At 65.5% G+C, this 14,290-nt stretch carries 13 protein-coding genes and 1 pseudogene; 10 read left to right on the top strand and 4 right to left on the bottom strand.

Annotated features, from left to right (window positions below):
- Positions 1-484: 484 nt before the first annotated feature.
- The 3 genes from ACTOWK_RS23080 (at position 485) to ACTOWK_RS23070 (ending at position 2,413) form a co-directional block, all read left to right on the top strand.
- Positions 485-754 carry a hypothetical protein gene (locus ACTOWK_RS23080; RefSeq protein ID WP_441332418.1) on the top strand — a complete coding sequence of 90 codons (270 nt, stop codon included), beginning with the start codon at positions 485-487 and terminating at the stop codon, positions 752-754.
- Positions 755-914: 160 nt separating this feature from the next.
- Positions 915-1,526: a methyltransferase domain-containing protein gene (locus ACTOWK_RS23075; protein WP_441332417.1), complete on the top strand. Its 612-nt coding sequence runs from the start codon at positions 915-917 to the stop codon at positions 1,524-1,526.
- On the top strand, positions 1,523-2,413 hold the full coding sequence (locus ACTOWK_RS23070) for a DMT family transporter (protein ID WP_441332416.1): 891 nt from the start codon (positions 1,523-1,525) through the stop codon (positions 2,411-2,413). Before ACTOWK_RS23075 ends, ACTOWK_RS23070 begins: the two co-directional genes overlap by 4 nt.
- A gap of 75 nt (positions 2,414-2,488) precedes the next feature.
- Here the strand turns inward: ACTOWK_RS23070 and ACTOWK_RS23065 are convergent.
- A pseudogene (locus ACTOWK_RS23065) lies at positions 2,489-2,704 on the bottom strand (amidohydrolase family protein); the annotation flags it as partial.
- 491 nt (positions 2,705-3,195) lie between these two features.
- Here ACTOWK_RS23065 and ACTOWK_RS23060 point away from each other — a divergent pair.
- Positions 3,196-4,029 (top strand): hypothetical protein, encoded by an 834-nt coding sequence (locus tag ACTOWK_RS23060; protein WP_441332415.1) that lies wholly within the window; start codon positions 3,196-3,198, stop codon positions 4,027-4,029.
- A 14-nt stretch (positions 4,030-4,043) separates the two neighbouring features.
- Complete coding sequence (locus tag ACTOWK_RS23055) at positions 4,044-4,538, top strand: hypothetical protein (RefSeq protein ID WP_441332414.1); 495 nt, start codon at positions 4,044-4,046, stop codon at positions 4,536-4,538.
- 480 nt (positions 4,539-5,018) lie between these two features.
- On the opposite strand, the gene nagA is transcribed toward ACTOWK_RS23055, so the two are convergent.
- From nagA to ACTOWK_RS23040, 3 genes are read right to left on the bottom strand one after another with little or no spacing between them, the layout of a single operon-like run.
- The gene (gene nagA, locus ACTOWK_RS23050) at positions 5,019-6,152 is read right to left on the bottom strand and encodes an N-acetylglucosamine-6-phosphate deacetylase (RefSeq protein ID WP_441332413.1); all 1,134 of its coding nucleotides are present in this window, start codon (positions 6,150-6,152) and stop codon (positions 5,019-5,021) included.
- 8 nt (positions 6,153-6,160) lie between these two features.
- Complete coding sequence (locus ACTOWK_RS23045; RefSeq protein WP_441332419.1) at positions 6,161-7,171, bottom strand: SIS domain-containing protein; 1,011 nt, start codon at positions 7,169-7,171, stop codon at positions 6,161-6,163.
- 35 nt (positions 7,172-7,206) lie between these two features.
- Positions 7,207-7,959, bottom strand: a complete 753-nt coding sequence (locus tag ACTOWK_RS23040; RefSeq protein ID WP_435395446.1) for a GntR family transcriptional regulator — start codon at positions 7,957-7,959, stop codon at positions 7,207-7,209.
- A gap of 149 nt (positions 7,960-8,108) precedes the next feature.
- Between ACTOWK_RS23040 and zwf the strand changes: the two genes are divergently transcribed.
- From zwf to eda, 5 genes are all read left to right on the top strand, one after another.
- Positions 8,109-9,626 (top strand): glucose-6-phosphate dehydrogenase, encoded by a 1,518-nt coding sequence (gene zwf / locus ACTOWK_RS23035; RefSeq protein WP_441332412.1) that lies wholly within the window; start codon positions 8,109-8,111, stop codon positions 9,624-9,626.
- Positions 9,610-10,365, top strand: coding sequence for a 6-phosphogluconolactonase (gene pgl / locus ACTOWK_RS23030; RefSeq protein ID WP_441332411.1), 756 nt, complete (start codon positions 9,610-9,612; stop codon positions 10,363-10,365). Before zwf ends, pgl begins: the two co-directional genes overlap by 17 nt.
- Positions 10,366-10,766: 401 nt before the next feature.
- Positions 10,767-12,587, top strand: a complete 1,821-nt coding sequence (gene edd, locus ACTOWK_RS23025; protein WP_441332410.1) for a phosphogluconate dehydratase — start codon at positions 10,767-10,769, stop codon at positions 12,585-12,587.
- A 39-nt stretch (positions 12,588-12,626) separates the two neighbouring features.
- On the top strand, positions 12,627-13,307 hold the full coding sequence (locus tag ACTOWK_RS23020; RefSeq protein WP_441332409.1) for an HAD family hydrolase: 681 nt from the start codon (positions 12,627-12,629) through the stop codon (positions 13,305-13,307).
- 31 nt (positions 13,308-13,338) lie between these two features.
- Complete coding sequence (eda, locus tag ACTOWK_RS23015) at positions 13,339-13,986, top strand: bifunctional 4-hydroxy-2-oxoglutarate aldolase/2-dehydro-3-deoxy-phosphogluconate aldolase (RefSeq protein WP_441332408.1); 648 nt, start codon at positions 13,339-13,341, stop codon at positions 13,984-13,986.
- Positions 13,987-14,290 lie beyond the last annotated feature (304 nt).

The raw sequence follows: 14,290 nt of genomic DNA, 5'->3' as shown, positions 1-14,290 counted from the left end.
CGGGCGCTGAGACCTTGGCGGACCCAGGCCATGATGGCGCCGCGCTCTTCGGGACTCAGGTGGGTGTAGTGGTGGCCCATGTGCAGAACCCTTCGGTGGGTGATGCACTTAAGCTTAGAAACCGCCTTACCTTTCTTTTGTTGCTTTAGACAAAAGAAAGTAACCCGCCGCTTTAGTGGCGGAAGCTTTTAGCGTTTGATCTAGATCTTGCTTGAGAGAGGCGTAGCAAGACCGTCGCAGCGCAGTCGCGGCTCGCGCCGCTCCTACCCTGACAGGCTGGCGCCGGTATCGGCGCGAGATTGAGGCGTCTTCGTCGTGGCTTAAAGGGTAGGAGCGACGCAAGTCGCGACCACGTCCTGGCGGCCTCCGGCGTTTCGGTCAAGCAAGAGCAAAGCTTCCGTCCGCTGACGCGGCCGGGTTACTTTCTTTTGCTAAGCCCAAAAGTCCCACAGGGAGCTCCTTCGGTCAAAGCTAACCAAAGAAAATGGCTCTCCTTGACGAAGCTCCCTTGCGAGTTCGGTGCGTCCGCCGGGATTTTCCGATAAGACATCCCTGTCTTATCGAGGGCATTCCATTTAGAAGCCGGGCGCACGTCCTGTGCGCCGCCCTCCGGGTCTACAGGTGTTCTCGCAAGTTCGGCAATGCGCCAAGCTCTCACGGCAACGGCAACGGCAACGGCAACGGCAACGGCAACGGCAACGGCAACGGCAACGGCAACGGCAACGGCAACGGCAACGGCAACGGCAACAGTTGACCGATCGCGTCTGCTCTTGGGTAGGAGCGGCGCAAGCCGCGACCGCGCCGCTTCGGTCTTGCGCCGTATCCGGCTTTTCATGGGAACGCCATCAAACGCGCCCGCTCCTATGTTTATATGGCGCGTCGACGACAGCGCTCGACCGCAGGAGATCGTTCCGATGGCACCGTCTGAATCCAGCAACCGGCGCACGGTCGCCGCTTACGAAAAATGCGCGCACGACTATGCCGCCTCGGTGCCGCCGCAGCCGTCGGCGGCGGGGGCGGAGGCGCTGCGGCGGCTCGCCGGGGCGTTGCCGTCCGGCGAGGGCGTGCTGGAGATCGGGTCGGGTCCAGGATGGGATGCGGATTTCCTGGAGACGCTCGCGGTGCCCGTCCACCGCACCGACGTGACCCGGGCCTTCTGCGAATTCCAGGCCCTGCGCGGTCGGCGGGCGGAGGTCTTCGATCTGCTCGCGGACGAGGTCGCGGGCCGCCATGCGGGCATCCTGATGCTGTGCGTGCTGCAGCATTTCGAACGCGGCGACGTGGACGGCGTGTTGCGCAAGCTGGCCCAGGCCTTGCTGCCGGAGGGCGCTTTGCTCTTGTCGTATCCGCTGGGCGAGGGCGAGTTCTGGGAGCACGGCGACTCGGGCGATTACCGGGTGGTGCGGTGGTCGGATGCCGGGCTGGACGAGCGTCTGCGAGCCGCGGGTTTCGCGGTCGACTGGGAATCGCGTATCGACGGCAGAGACGGCCCCTGGCGCAGCGTGCTCGCGCGGAGGACCCGATGAGCCGGCGCGCCTGGTGGTTGTTCCTCGCGCTGGGGGTGATCTGGGGCGTGCCCTATCTGTTGATCCGGGTCGCCGTCGCCGATGTGCCGCCGGTGTCGGTCGCGTTCGGGCGCACGCTGATCGGCGCGCTGTTGTTGCTGCCCATCGCGGCCGCACGCGGCGCGTTGCGGCCGTTGCTCTCCCACTGGCGGCCCTTGCTCGCATTCACCGTGGTGGAGATCAGCATCCCGTGGTGGTTGCTGGGCTATGCCGAGACCCGCATCAACAGTTCCACCGCCGGTCTGTTGATCGCCACGGTGCCGGTGATGACCGCCGGCCTGATGGCCCTGAGCGGTCACGAAAAACTGGATGGTCGCCGGTTGTTGGGCCTCGGTGTCGGCCTGGCGGGCGTAGCGGCCTTGGTCGGCCTGGATATCGACGTGTCCAACGGTTGGGCGATGGCCGCCGCATTGGCGACCGCGCTGGGTTATGCGCTCGGCCCGATCATCATCAGTCGCTACTTGTCCGATGTGCCGCCCTTGGGCGTCATTGCCGCTTCGTTGGCGTTGGCGGCGATGGCCTACGTGCCCTTCGCGCTCAGCGCCTGGCCGTCGCAGATCACGCTGGAGGCGGCCGGGTCGATAGCGATACTGGGCGTGGTCTGCACCGCGCTGGCATTCCTGCTGTTCTTCGCCTTGATCGCCGAGGCGGGCCCGGCACGGGCCACCGTCATCACCTATCTCAACCCCCTGGTGGCCTTGCTGCTAGGCGTGACCTTGCTGCACGAGCCGCTCACTTACGGCATGGGCGCGGGCTTCGTGCTGGTGCTGCTGGGCTCGTTCCTGGCGACGACGCGCAGTCCGCCGGCCGTGGCATCGCGCGCCGACCCTGTCGAGCAGCGCGACTGAAGGGCGTCGTCGTCGAATCCATCGCCGACACGCCGCGCTGCAGCCCGCGTTCGTAACGACGTGGGCGGGCAGAGCTCAAACCAACCCGCCGATCCAGCTGGTCGTCACCCGCAACCCGTCGTCCAACGTCACCAGGTCGGCGCGGTAGCCCGGCGCGATGCGTCCCAGCTCATGGCCCAGGCCGAGGAACTCGGCCGGATAAGTCGAGGCCATCCGGCAGGCCTCGTTGAGCGGCAGGCCCAGGCGCTGCACGGTGTTGCGCACCGCGCTGGCCATGTCCAGCGCCGAGCCGATGGCGGTATCGCCCCTAGATAATGTGCCTTGCCTCGCAAAGCCGAATCGTGGACGATCAGTTCGAGTTTGCATGTTATGTCGATCTGAATAGAGCGGGCGCAAGAGGTTTCGTCATTTGCGTTCTTCTCAATAGCTCGAAGCCGCTGGGGATCGGCTCATGTGCCGAAAAAAGCGGCAGTAAGGAAATTCAGAAATAGCCCGGAATGTGGGCGCGCAACAGAATTAAGCTCACTTCGCGTGACTTCATTGCCCTGCACTGACCAGGACCAAGTGCATCACTCTTCACCTGATGACCCGCTTTTTCCTAGGCGGACGGCAAATCAGAAATTCTCGACTGATCAAAGGCTTACCCTGAATCAAGGCCGGTTTCCAGGAAGGAGGTTTAAGCCTTTGATCCGCTTGGGTGATGCACTTGTAACTTGAGAGTGCACCCTCTTCGTTAGGCACTTCCAATGAAAAAAATAACAGTTGCTGCATGGATAGCTAGCGTGCTCCTGCTTTTGCTTGGAGCTGCACTTTTCTTTAGCCAGAAACGTTCCCCAACAACAGAAACAAGCCGGGCCGCAACGTCTAGCGGCGTTAATCCCGCCCCCCGCACGGAAGCGACGGACGGCGCATCGACGAGTGCGGTGCCGAAAGTTGTTCATAAAAAAGCGTATTCGCTTCAAGGCAGCGTTTACCCTCCTCCGGGAGATGCGGCTCAGGTCATTGAGCGGTTACGCCCGCTTGCGGAAGCCGGCGATGGCAGGGCTGCGCTTGAGATATTCGTGAAGCTACAGAATTGCTTTTATGGGCAGGGCGGCTACAGCGACGCAGATATCAAAGTTTACGAACGGGCTGGCGTTTCAACGCAAACGCTTGCCGCGCAGCAACAGAAAATACAGACCGAATGTGCTTCTGCCCAACCGGCTATGAAAGACCGAGGTAAATGGCTGGAAATGGCAGCCGCCTCAGGAGATGAGCACGCACAGTTGGTTTATTCGGGAGATCCCAGCGCCGTGCTCGGAGATGCTACCGAAATGGTTCGCGACCCCGACAAAGTCAAAAAATACAAGGAGGTCGCACGTGGCTACCTCACGAATCTTGCATCGAAAGGAAACACCGATGCCTTAGTAGCTCTTGCCGGTCACTACAATTCTGGAGTCGTGTTTCCCAAAGACCCCATCCGCTCATACGCCTACTATCGTGCTGTTGAGCTCGCAAAGCCTGGCACCATACCGAAACCGCTAATGGATTATCAGGCAAAAAATGTTCCATATGACCGGCTTTCAGAAGCCGAGGCTTTGGCAAGAAGGATATATGGAAATTGCTGTGCAAACTAAAAAAGGAGTTTTATATGCGTAAGCTTGTAGTTCTTTTGTTAGGGATTGCTTTCGCTTCAGGCGCTGTCGTCGCAGGCTCGGTCGCTACGATGCAGGGGACATACATTACTTATGAGCCTGGAGCATACGGGCCATTTACATGCAACAATTCATGTCAACTGCAAATGCCTGCCCCTGATGGGCCCACCTTGGCATATATCCAGTCAATGGATTGGAGCTATAAGCAAAATTTGGCGGGCTACGAGCGGGTGGTTGGCGATAAGTTTATCGTCTGCAATGCCAACTGGTGTGTGAGTTACTTTAGAACGAGCAGTATGGATCAATTTTGGGGCGGAAACGCCATACCGGTTACTACGCCAGGCGGTGATCCGAACGTCGGGGGTGGCGGAGAAGGCGGCGGCGCGTCTAATCCGGGCGGCGGTGGTGGTTACTCCGGCCCGATAGGTGGTGGTTACGGCGGCGGTGGCACGGTGGATGTCGGCCCGGTCATCCCCATCCAGAATCCCTGATGTTCTATAGGGCCATCTGAAGAACGGGTCAGGTTCATTTGCCATCCCAAGTGAACCTGACCATTTGAACTACGTTGATCTCTTCCCCTGGCGCCGACTCGGCCGCCTGCGCTGGACTTGGGATAGCAACTTGGACCTTGCTCAGAGCACGCGGTCCTGCGCGCGGTAAAGAGCTGCGCCTACGAGGACTGGGCCGGTCGAGAGGTTTGGCGAGACATACACACGCCGCCCGTTGATCGAGAACGCCACCTGACCCGCAACGCGCCGAAGCTCGAACTCGGCGTCGCGTTCGAGCTTCGGCGCGTGCATCTAGCGACCGAGCTCCCGGCAGGCGACACGACGCGTGTCAGCGGCGGCCGCTATTGATACAGGTAGAGGTACGCATGCGGTTGGCGCGACGACTATCCTGAAAGTACTCAGCCCGGTTTTGCTGGATGACGAAGCATCATCCAAGGAGCCGTAGCGATGACGCGGCGAAACTTACGCCAACCCGCCGATCCAACTGCCGGTCACCCGCAACCCGTCGTCCAAGCTCACCAGGTCGGCGCGGTAGCCCGGCGCGATGCGTCCCAGCTCATGGCCCAGGCCGAGGAACTCGGCCGGATAAGTCGAGGCCATCCGGCAGGCTTCGTCGAGCGGCAGGCCCAGGCGCTGCACGGTGTTGCGCACCGCGCTGGCCATGTCGAGCGCGGAGCCGGCGAGGGTGCCGGCGGCGGTGGTGCATTTGCCGTCGCGGCAGGTCATGGTTTCGCCGTAGAGGACGAAATCTTCCTGCTCGCCGCCGACCGGCGGCATGGCATCGGTCACCAGCATGATCTTGCCGCGCGGCTTGGCCGCGATGGCGATGCGCAGCGAGGCGTCGTGGACGTGTTCGCCGTCGACGATCACGCCGCACCAGCTGTTCGGGTCTTCGATGCAGGCGCCGACGCCGCCGGGTTCGCGGCTGCCGAGCGGCGTCATGGCATTGAACAGATGGGTCACGCCACGCACGCCGTGGGCGAAGGCGTCGCGCAAGCGGTCGTAGTCGGCGGCGGTGTGGCCGGCGCAAACCAGCACGCCACGTGCGGCCAACGCCTGCAGGCTGGCGTTGGCGAAGCGCTCGGGCGCCAGGGTGAGCATGGTCTTGCCGACGCCGAGCGAGGCGATGCGGTCGAGTTCGTCCTCGTCCGGGGTGTGGAATTTGTCCGGGTTGTGTACGCCCTTGCGCGCGGCGGCCAGGTAGGGGCCTTCGAGATGGATGCCGAGGATGCCCGGCACGCCCTGCTGGATCGCCTCGCGTACGGCGTCGATCGCCGTGACCATCACCTCGACGTCGTCGCTGATCAGGGTCGGCAGCATCCCGGTGGTGCCGTACTGGCGATGCGCCTGGGCGATGCGGCGGATGCCGTCGACCGTGGGCGTGTCGTTGAGCAGCACGTCGCCGCCGCCGTTGACCTGTGTGTCGATGAAGCCCGGCACGAGGTACTGGCCGTGCAGGTCCACCGTTTGCGCGCCGCTCGGCACGGGGCCGGGCAACACCGCGACGATGTGGCCTTGCTCGACGATGACGCTCAGGTCGGACTCGAAACCGCGCTCGCTGAGCACGCGGCCGTTGACGAAGGCGGTGGCGGACATGCGGGGCCTCAGACGGTTTCGGTGACTTTGTTGAGATGCGGCGGCAGGTCCGGGTTGTGCCCGCGCGCCACCGACAAGGCGTTGACCGCCTTGTAGAAGCTCGCCACGGTCAGCAGCGGCGTCAACGCCGGATGCACCGAACGCGCGGTCGGCAACACGTCGCCGCCGGGCACGCCCGGCGCGGCCAGCCACACCGGCGCGCCGCGCGCACGGAACTCGCGTGCCACCACGACCGTGCCGTCGCCGGTGCCGTCGTCCTGGGCGAAGGCGAGCACCGGGAAGCCGGGGCCGACGATCGCCATCGGGCCGTGCCGCACTTCCGCGCTGCTGAAGGCTTCGGCGTGCAGGCCGCAGGTTTCCTTGAACTTGAGCGCGGCTTCCTGGGCCGCGCCGAGGCCGAGGCCGCGACCGACCACGAACAGGTTGTGCGCATCGACCAGGCCGTCGACCAGCGGCGACCAATCCTGCCGCCAGGCTTCGCCCAACGCGTCGGGCAGGGCGTGCACGGCGTTGAACAGGGCGGCGTCGTTGCTCCAGCGCGCGGTCAGCTGCAGCAGCGCGGCCAGCGAACACAGATAGCTCTTGGTCGCCGCGACGCTGGTTTCCGGGCCGGCGTGCAGGCCGAGCACGGTGTCGGCGATCCGCGCCAGCGGCGAATCGGTCACGTTGACCAGGGCGACGACGTGGGCGCCGGCGGCCTTGGCGATCTCGGCGTTGCGTATCAGGTCCGGGCTCTTGCCCGACTGCGAGACGGTGACGAACAAAGCGCCGTCGAGCTTGGGCTGGATCGCATACACCGAACCGACCGAGGGCGAGGCTGAGGCGGTGACCAGGCCGAGCTGGGTCTCGAACAGGTACTTGCCGTAGGTGGCGGCGTGATCGGAGCTGCCGCGCGCGCAGGTGACGATGAAGCGCGGCGGGTGCTTGTGCAGGCGTTCGGCGAGGTCGTCGACGATGTCGGCGTTGGCGGCGAACTGGCGGGCGACGGCGTCGCCGGCTTCCTGCGCTTCGGCGTACATGCGTGTACTGGTGGCGTCGAGCAGGGTGTCTGTGGTCACGGCGTGGGTTCGCTCTGCAGTTCGGCGACGAAGTCGTAGGCGTCGCCACGGTAGAAGGATCGGGTGAACTCGACGACGCGGCCGTCGTCGAGGAAGGTGCGGCGCTCGATGAACAATCCGGGGGCGCCTTCGGGCAGGTTCATCAGCCGCGCCTGTTCGGCGTCGAAGGCGATCGCGCGCAAGCGCTGCAGGGCGCGGGCCGGTTGGATGCCGAGCTTGGCGAAGGCTTCGTAGAGCGAGTTCTCGACGAAATCGGGATGCGCGATGACCGAGGCCGGCACCACCGTGCGTTCCAGCGCGAGCGCCACGCCGTCGGCGGTGCGCAGGCGGTAGTAGCGGATCACCCCCGCGCCCGGCGACAGGTTCAAGGCCATCGCCTCTTCCGGGGTGACCTCGCCGAGGCCGCGTTCGAGGAAGGTCGAGCGCGGGTCGAGCCCGCGCGCGCGCAAGTCGTCGGTGAAGCTGGTCAGGCGCGAGAACGATTTGACGATGCGCTCGGCGACGAAGGTGCCGGCGCCCTGGCGCTGCACCAGCAGGCCGTCGGCCACCAAGCCGGCGATCGCCTTGCGTACGGTCACCCGCGACAGGTCGAGCAGCTTGCCGAGTTCGCGTTCGCCGGGCAGGGCCTGGCCGGCGGTCAGTTCGCCGTTTTCGATCGCGTGCTGCAGGGACCGGCGCAAGTGCTGGTAGGCCGGCGCGCGTCGGGCGTCGCTCTGGCGGCGGAACTCGCTGACCAAATAGGGCTGCATGGCAAAAAGATACCAGTCGCAGACCACTGGCGGCAACAAGTGTCTGATATGCCTGCGTAAATGATTGAAAAATGACTAATTTGTCGAAGTGGTATCTTACTGGTATCTTTACTGGTATGGTTCCTAACGAGACCTGTCCGAGCCCGCCCATGAGTGTCTACTCCGTGCCGACCCCCTCCCACGCCCCGCATCTGGCGCCGCTGGTCCCGTTCGACCTGGTGATATTCGGCGGCACCGGCGACCTGGCCCTGCGCAAGCTCCTGCCCGCCTTGTTCCACCGCTATGTCGACGGCCAGATCGTCGCCGGCACCCGCATCGTCGCGATCGCCCGCGACGAGCGCAGCGACGAGGACTACCGCGGCAAGATCCGCGAGGCGCTGCTCAACTTCGCCGGCGAACAGGCACGCGACGGCGAGGCCTTGAACGGTTTCCTGGCGCTGCTGTATTACCGCCGCCTCGACCTCAGCTCCGACGCCGCTTGGCCCGAGTTCGCCGCCGAGTTTCCCGACCAAGAACGCGTCCGCGTGTTCTACCTCGCGGTCGGCCCGGACCTGTTCGGGGTGGTCGGCGACCGGTTGCACTCGCACGGCCTGGTCGGGCCCAAGACCCGCGTCGTGGTCGAGAAGCCGCTCGGCAAGGATGGCGTCAGCGCCGATGCGATCAACGACGCGCTCGGCCGGGTGTTCGCCGAAACCCAGATCTTCCGCATCGACCATTACCTCGGTAAGGAAACGGTGCAGAACCTGACCGCGTTGCGCTTCGGCAACGCCTTGTTCGAGCCGTTGTGGAAGGCCGAACACATCGACCATGTGCAGATCACCGTCGCCGAAACCGTCGGCGTGGAATCGCGCGCGCCGTACTACGACAAGTCCGGCGCGTTGCGCGACATGGTCCAGAACCATCTGCTGCAGCTGTTGTGCCTGGTCGCGATGGAACCGCCGTCCTCGCTCGCCGCCGACGCGATCCGCGACGAGAAGCTGAAAGTTCTGCGCGCCTTGCGCCCGATCGAGAACGGCAACGCCGCGCAGTACACCGTGCGCGGCCAGTACAAGGCCGGCGCGGTCGACGGCCGCGCGGTGCCGGGCTATGCGCAGGAACTCGGCGCGCAGTCGCACACCGAGACCTTCGTCGCGATCAAGGCCGAAGTGAAGAACTGGCGTTGGGCCGGCGTGCCGTTCTACCTGCGCACCGGCAAGCGTCTGGCCGAGCGTTCGTCCGAGATCGTGGTGACCTTCCGCCAGGTGCCGCACTCGATCTTCGAAGACCTCACCGAACAAGACCCGTCCAGCCGCCTGGCGCCGAACAAGCTGGTGCTGCGCCTGCAGCCCGACGAAGGCGTGAAGCTGTGGCTGATGAACAAGGTGCCGGGCTCGGGCGGTCTGCGTCTGCGCCACGTGCCGTTGGACATGAGTTTCGCCGCGGCCTTCGGCGGGCGCCAGGCCGATGCCTACGAGCGCCTGTTGATGGACGTGGTGCGCGGCAACCCGATGCTGTTCATGCGTCGCGACGAAGTCGACGCGGCCTGGAAGTGGATCGACCCGATCCGCGCCGCCTGGGCCGCGAGCGCCGACGCGCCGCGCCCGTACACCGCCGGCAGCTGGGGCCCGAGCGCCGCAGTGGCCTTGATCGAACGCGATGGGAGGACCTGGCATGAAGATGCAGGCTGAGCGACTGAAAGTGATCGAACCCTTGCCCCTGCCGTTGCACGAGCGTCTGTTCGACGATGGCGAGCAACTCGCCCAAGCGTTGGCGAAACAGGTTGCCGCGGATCTGCGCGGCGCGCTCGCGCGCCATGGCGAAGCCTGCATCGCGCTGTCCGGCGGCAATACGCCGAAGCGCTTCTTCCAGGCCTTGTCGACCCAGACTTTGGATTGGGCGCGGGTGACGGTGCTGCCGATCGACGAGCGCTGGTTGCCGCCCGAGCATCCGCGTTCGAACGAACGCTTGCTGCGCGAATTCCTGTTACAGCACAACGCCGCCGTCGCGCGCCTGTTGCCGTTGTACCGTCCGACCGAAACGCCGGAAGCGGCGCTGATGCCGGTGTTGACCAAGATCGCCAACGAAGGCCTGCCGCTCGACGTCGCCGTGCTCGGCATGGGCGACGACGGCCACGTGGCCTCGTTGTTCCCCGACCTGGGTTACGACAATCCGGCTTTGCGCGAAATCGGCCTGCAGCCGCGCGGCCGCGCGCCGGTGATGTCGATCCGCACCGCGGCGATGCCGGAGCCGCGCATGACCCTGACCCTCAGCGCGATCTTCACCGCGCCGGCGCTGTACCTGCACATCGAAGGCGAGAAGAAGCGCGCAGTGCTCGACGGCGCCCAGCGCGACCCGCGCAGCGCACTGCCGATCCGTTCGGTACTGACCGGCGCGCCGGTAACGCCGACCTTGTACTGGAGTCCCTGAGCTGGCGCGTCCCGTCCAGCATCCGATTTTCGATTTTCGATTTTCGAGTCCGAATCCCGAATCCCGAATCCCGAATCCCGAGTCCCGAGTCCCGAGTCCCGAGTCCCGAGTCCCGTTCCACGTTCCGTCTCTCTCGCTCCACCCTTGGAGTCCGCAGCACTCTTGGACTCCGCAGACCGCCAGGCCCAGGCTCCCTCCCCTCCCAAGCTCAGGCCTTTGCTGTCGCCCCCTTTCCAAAGGGGGCCGCGTCGCATAGCGGCGCGGGGGGATTTGCTTTTGCCTCGGCTTCTCAGGAAGGTGTAGGCGGGGCAAATCCCCCCTAACTCCCCTTTTTTGAAGGGGGGAACTGGTCGGCGCCGTCGCAGGCGCCACGAACGAATCGAGTACCCGTGAATACCCCTATGCATCCCGTTGTCGCGCAAGTCACGCACCGCATCCAGGAACGCAGCCGCGCACGCCGCAATGCTTATCTCGCCCGCATCGATGCGGCGTTGAGCAGCGGCCCGCAACGCCGACGCCTGTCCTGCGGCAATCTCGCCCATGGTTTCGCCGCCTGCGCGTCCGGCGACAAGAGCGCGCTGCGCTCGGGCCATGCGCCCAACCTGGGCATCGTCACCTCGTTCAACGACATGCTGTCGGCGCATCAGCCGCTGGAGCGTTTTCCGGATCTGCTCAAGGCGGCCGCTCGCGAAGCCGGTGCGACCGCGCAGGTCGCCGGCGGCGTGCCGGCGATGTGCGACGGCGTCACCCAGGGCCGCGAAGGCATGGAGCTGTCGCTGTTCTCGCGCGACGTCATCGCCATGTCGACCGCGATCGCGCTCTCGCACGACATGTTCGACGCCGCGCTGTACCTGGGCGTATGCGACAAGATCGTGCCGGGGCTGCTGATCGGCGCGCTGCATTTCGGCCACCTGCCGGGTATCTTCGTGCCGGCCGGGCCGATGACCTCGGGCCTGCCGAACGACGAAAAGTCGCGGGTGCGCCAGCGCTACGCCACCGGCGAGGCCTCGCGCGAGGAACTGCTCGAAGCCGAAGCGCGCAGCTACCACGGCCCCGGCACCTGCACCTTCTACGGCACCGCCAATTCCAACCAGATGCTGATGGAGCTCATGGGCCTGCACTTGCCGGGTTCGAGCTTCGTCCATCCCAACACGCCACTGCGCGATGCGCTGACTGCGCAGGCCGCGCACCGCGCCGCGCAGATCACCGCGCTCGGCGACGACTACCGGCCGATCGGCCGCATCGTCGATGAGCGCGCGATCGTCAACGGCGTGATCGGCCTGCACGCCACCGGCGGCTCGACCAATCACCTGCTGCACCTGATCGCGATGGCCGCGGCGGCGGGCATCGAACTGCGGCTCGAAGATTTCGATGCGCTGTCTTCGGTAATCCCACTGCTGGCACGGGTTTATCCGAACGGCAGCGCCGACGTGAATCACTTCCACGCCGCCGGCGGCCTGGCCTATCTGATCGGCGAATTGCTCGATCACGGGCTGCTGCACGGCGACGTCGAAACCGTCGCCGGCCCGGGCCTGGCGCGTTATCGCATCGAGGCGCGGCTCGACGACGCCGGCCAGGTCGTGCACGTGCCGTCGGCGCCGACCAGCGCCGACACCGCGGTACTGCGTCCGGTCGACGAACCTTTTCGTGTCGACGGCGGCCTGCGCGTGCTCGACGGCAATCTCGGCACCGCCGCGATCAAGGTCTCGGCCGTGCCCGAGGACCGCTGGACCGTCGAAGCGCCGTGCCGCGTGTTCACCGAACAGCATCAGGTCAAGCAGGCCTTCGAGCAGGGCGAACTCGATCGCGACGTAATCGTGGTCGTGCGCTTCCAGGGCCCGCGCGCCAACGGCATGCCGGAACTGCACCAGCTCACCCCGACCCTGAGCGTGCTGCAAAAGCGCGGCCACCGCGTCGCCTTGGTCACCGACGGCCGCATGTCGGGGGCTTCCGGGCAGGTGCCGGCGGCGATTCACGTGACCCCGGAAGCCGCATGCGGCGGCGCCTTGGCGAAGCTGCGCGACGGCGACGTGCTGCGCGTCGACGCGATCGCCGGCACCCTCAGCGTGCTGGCGCCGGCGGACTGGAGCGAACGCGAGAACGCGGTGGTCGACCTGTCCTCGCACCACGTCGGCCTCGGCCGCGAACTGTTCGCCGCGTTCCGCGACTACGCCGCTCCCGCGGACAAGGGCGCCGGCGTGTTCGGCGCGTTGCCGCTGTGATCGTCGACCCCACTCCCTGATTCCCAAGCCTGGTCCCCCATGCCCGCTCCCGTACGCACTACCTTCTTGTTCGACCTCGACGGCACTCTCGTCGACAGCGTCTATCAGCACGTGCTCGCCTGGAAGCAGGCGCTCGACGCCGACGGCATCCCGCTGTCGGTGTGGCGCATCCACCGCAAGATCGGTATGAGCGGCGGCTTGTTCACCAATATCCTGCTGCGCGAGACCGGCATCGACATCACCCCCGAGCGCATCGAGCGTCTGCACCGCCTGCATGCCGAGGCCTATGGCCGGCAGGCGACCCAGATCCGCCCGCTGCCGGGTGCGGTGGAGTTGCTGGCTTATCTGACCGAGAACCGGATCCCGTGGGCGATCGCCACCAGCGGCCGCATGGAGACCGCGCGCCACAATCTGGTCGCGCTCGGCGTCGATCCCGAGGTCACCCCGGTGATCACCCGCGACATGGTCAAGCACGCCAAGCCCGATCCCGACCTGTTCCTGGCCGCCGCCGACAAGCTCGGCGCCGATATCGAGAACTCGATCGTGGTCGGCGACAGCATCTGGGACCTGCTGGCTGCGCGCCGCGCGCGGGCGTTGGGCGTGGGCCTGCTGTCGGGCGGCTACGGCCAGGACGAACTCGAGCGCGCCGGCGCCTTCCGCGTCTACGAAGATCCGGCCGATCTGCTCAAACATATCGACGAAGTGGCTGCGCGGGATTGAGCGCGGCGCAGCGAACGACAGGAGTGAGGCAATGAGTTCGATGCAGGATCTGCAAGCGCGCGTCGCCGCCGTACTGGCCCTGGCGCCGGTGGTGCCGGTGTTGGTGATCGACGACTTGAAGGATGCCGTGCCGCTGGCGCGCGCGTTGGTCGCCGGTGGTTTGCCGGCGATCGAAGTGACCCTGCGCACCGCCGTGGCGCTCGAGGCGGTGCGCGCGATCGCCGCCGAAGTGGAAGGCGCCGCGGTCGGGGTCGGCAGCGTACGCAAGCCGTCCGATTTCACCGATGCGCTCAAGGCCGGCGCGACCTTCGCGGTGTCGCCGGGCAGCGCCCCGGGCCTGATCGCCGCCGCGCGCGACATCGACCTGCCGTGGCTGCCGGGCGTGGCGACCGCATCGGAAGCGATGGCTTTGTTCGAGCACGGCTACACCCAGCTCAAGTTCTTCCCGGCCGAATCGATCGGCGGCGCCACGGCGTTGAAAGCGATCGGCGGTCCGCTGCCGGAACTGCGTTTCTGCGCTACTGGCGGCATCGGCGTGCACAACGCACACGAATACCTGGCGCTCAAGAACGTGCCCTGCGTGGGCGGTTCGTGGGTGGCGCCCGCGGCAGCGGTCAAGGCCGGCGATTGGGGCAAGGTGGAGGCGCTGGCGCGTGAGGCGGTGGCGTTAAGGGGGTGATCGCGCGGCGATAGCGGTGTTTCTGCTGTTGTTGTTGCCGTTGCCGTTGCCGTTGCTGTGCGTAGCTTTGCACTAGCGAAGGCAAACGAAGACCCGAAGGGCGGCCTGCATGGATGCAGGCCGTTTTTCATCGGGACAGGGATGTCCCGTATGAAAAAGCCCCGCGTTGGCATCGAACGTGCGGGCCTGTGATTCAAAACAAAGCATTTTTCTTGGGGCTGTCCTAGATAAGGATTCGATCTAGGATGCGAAATGGCGATAAGTCGTTGTCGGATAAGAAAAAAAGACCAACTTAGGCTGGTCG

This window comes from Lysobacter sp. CA196, from assembly GCF_052078695.1.
Classification (GTDB): domain Bacteria; phylum Pseudomonadota; class Gammaproteobacteria; order Xanthomonadales; family Xanthomonadaceae; genus Lysobacter.
Note: the sequence above shows the minus strand (reverse complement) of the source record. Positions and strands in the feature narration are given on the sequence as shown.

Bases quoted from the DNA above. Each gene is read 5' to 3' on its own strand.
- ACTOWK_RS23080 (WP_441332418.1), top strand. From the start codon at position 485: ATGGCTCTCCTTGACGAAGCTCCCTTGCGAGTTCGGTGCGTCCGCCGG.
- ACTOWK_RS23075 (WP_441332417.1), top strand. From the start codon at position 915: ATGGCACCGTCTGAATCCAGCAACCGGCGCACGGTCGCCGCTTACGAA.
- ACTOWK_RS23070 (WP_441332416.1), top strand. From the start codon at position 1,523: ATGAGCCGGCGCGCCTGGTGGTTGTTCCTCGCGCTGGGGGTGATCTGG.
- ACTOWK_RS23055 (WP_441332414.1), top strand. From the start codon at position 4,044: ATGCGTAAGCTTGTAGTTCTTTTGTTAGGGATTGCTTTCGCTTCAGGC.
- nagA (WP_441332413.1), bottom strand. From the start codon at position 6,152: ATGTCCGCCACCGCCTTCGTCAACGGCCGCGTGCTCAGCGAGCGCGGT.
- ACTOWK_RS23045 (WP_441332419.1), bottom strand. From the start codon at position 7,171: ATGTACGCCGAAGCGCAGGAAGCCGGCGACGCCGTCGCCCGCCAGTTC.
- ACTOWK_RS23040 (WP_435395446.1), bottom strand. From the start codon at position 7,959: ATGCAGCCCTATTTGGTCAGCGAGTTCCGCCGCCAGAGCGACGCCCGA.
- zwf (WP_441332412.1), top strand. From the start codon at position 8,109: ATGAGTGTCTACTCCGTGCCGACCCCCTCCCACGCCCCGCATCTGGCG.
- pgl (WP_441332411.1), top strand. From the start codon at position 9,610: ATGAAGATGCAGGCTGAGCGACTGAAAGTGATCGAACCCTTGCCCCTG.
- edd (WP_441332410.1), top strand. From the start codon at position 10,767: ATGCATCCCGTTGTCGCGCAAGTCACGCACCGCATCCAGGAACGCAGC.
- ACTOWK_RS23020 (WP_441332409.1), top strand. From the start codon at position 12,627: ATGCCCGCTCCCGTACGCACTACCTTCTTGTTCGACCTCGACGGCACT.
- eda (WP_441332408.1), top strand. From the start codon at position 13,339: ATGAGTTCGATGCAGGATCTGCAAGCGCGCGTCGCCGCCGTACTGGCC.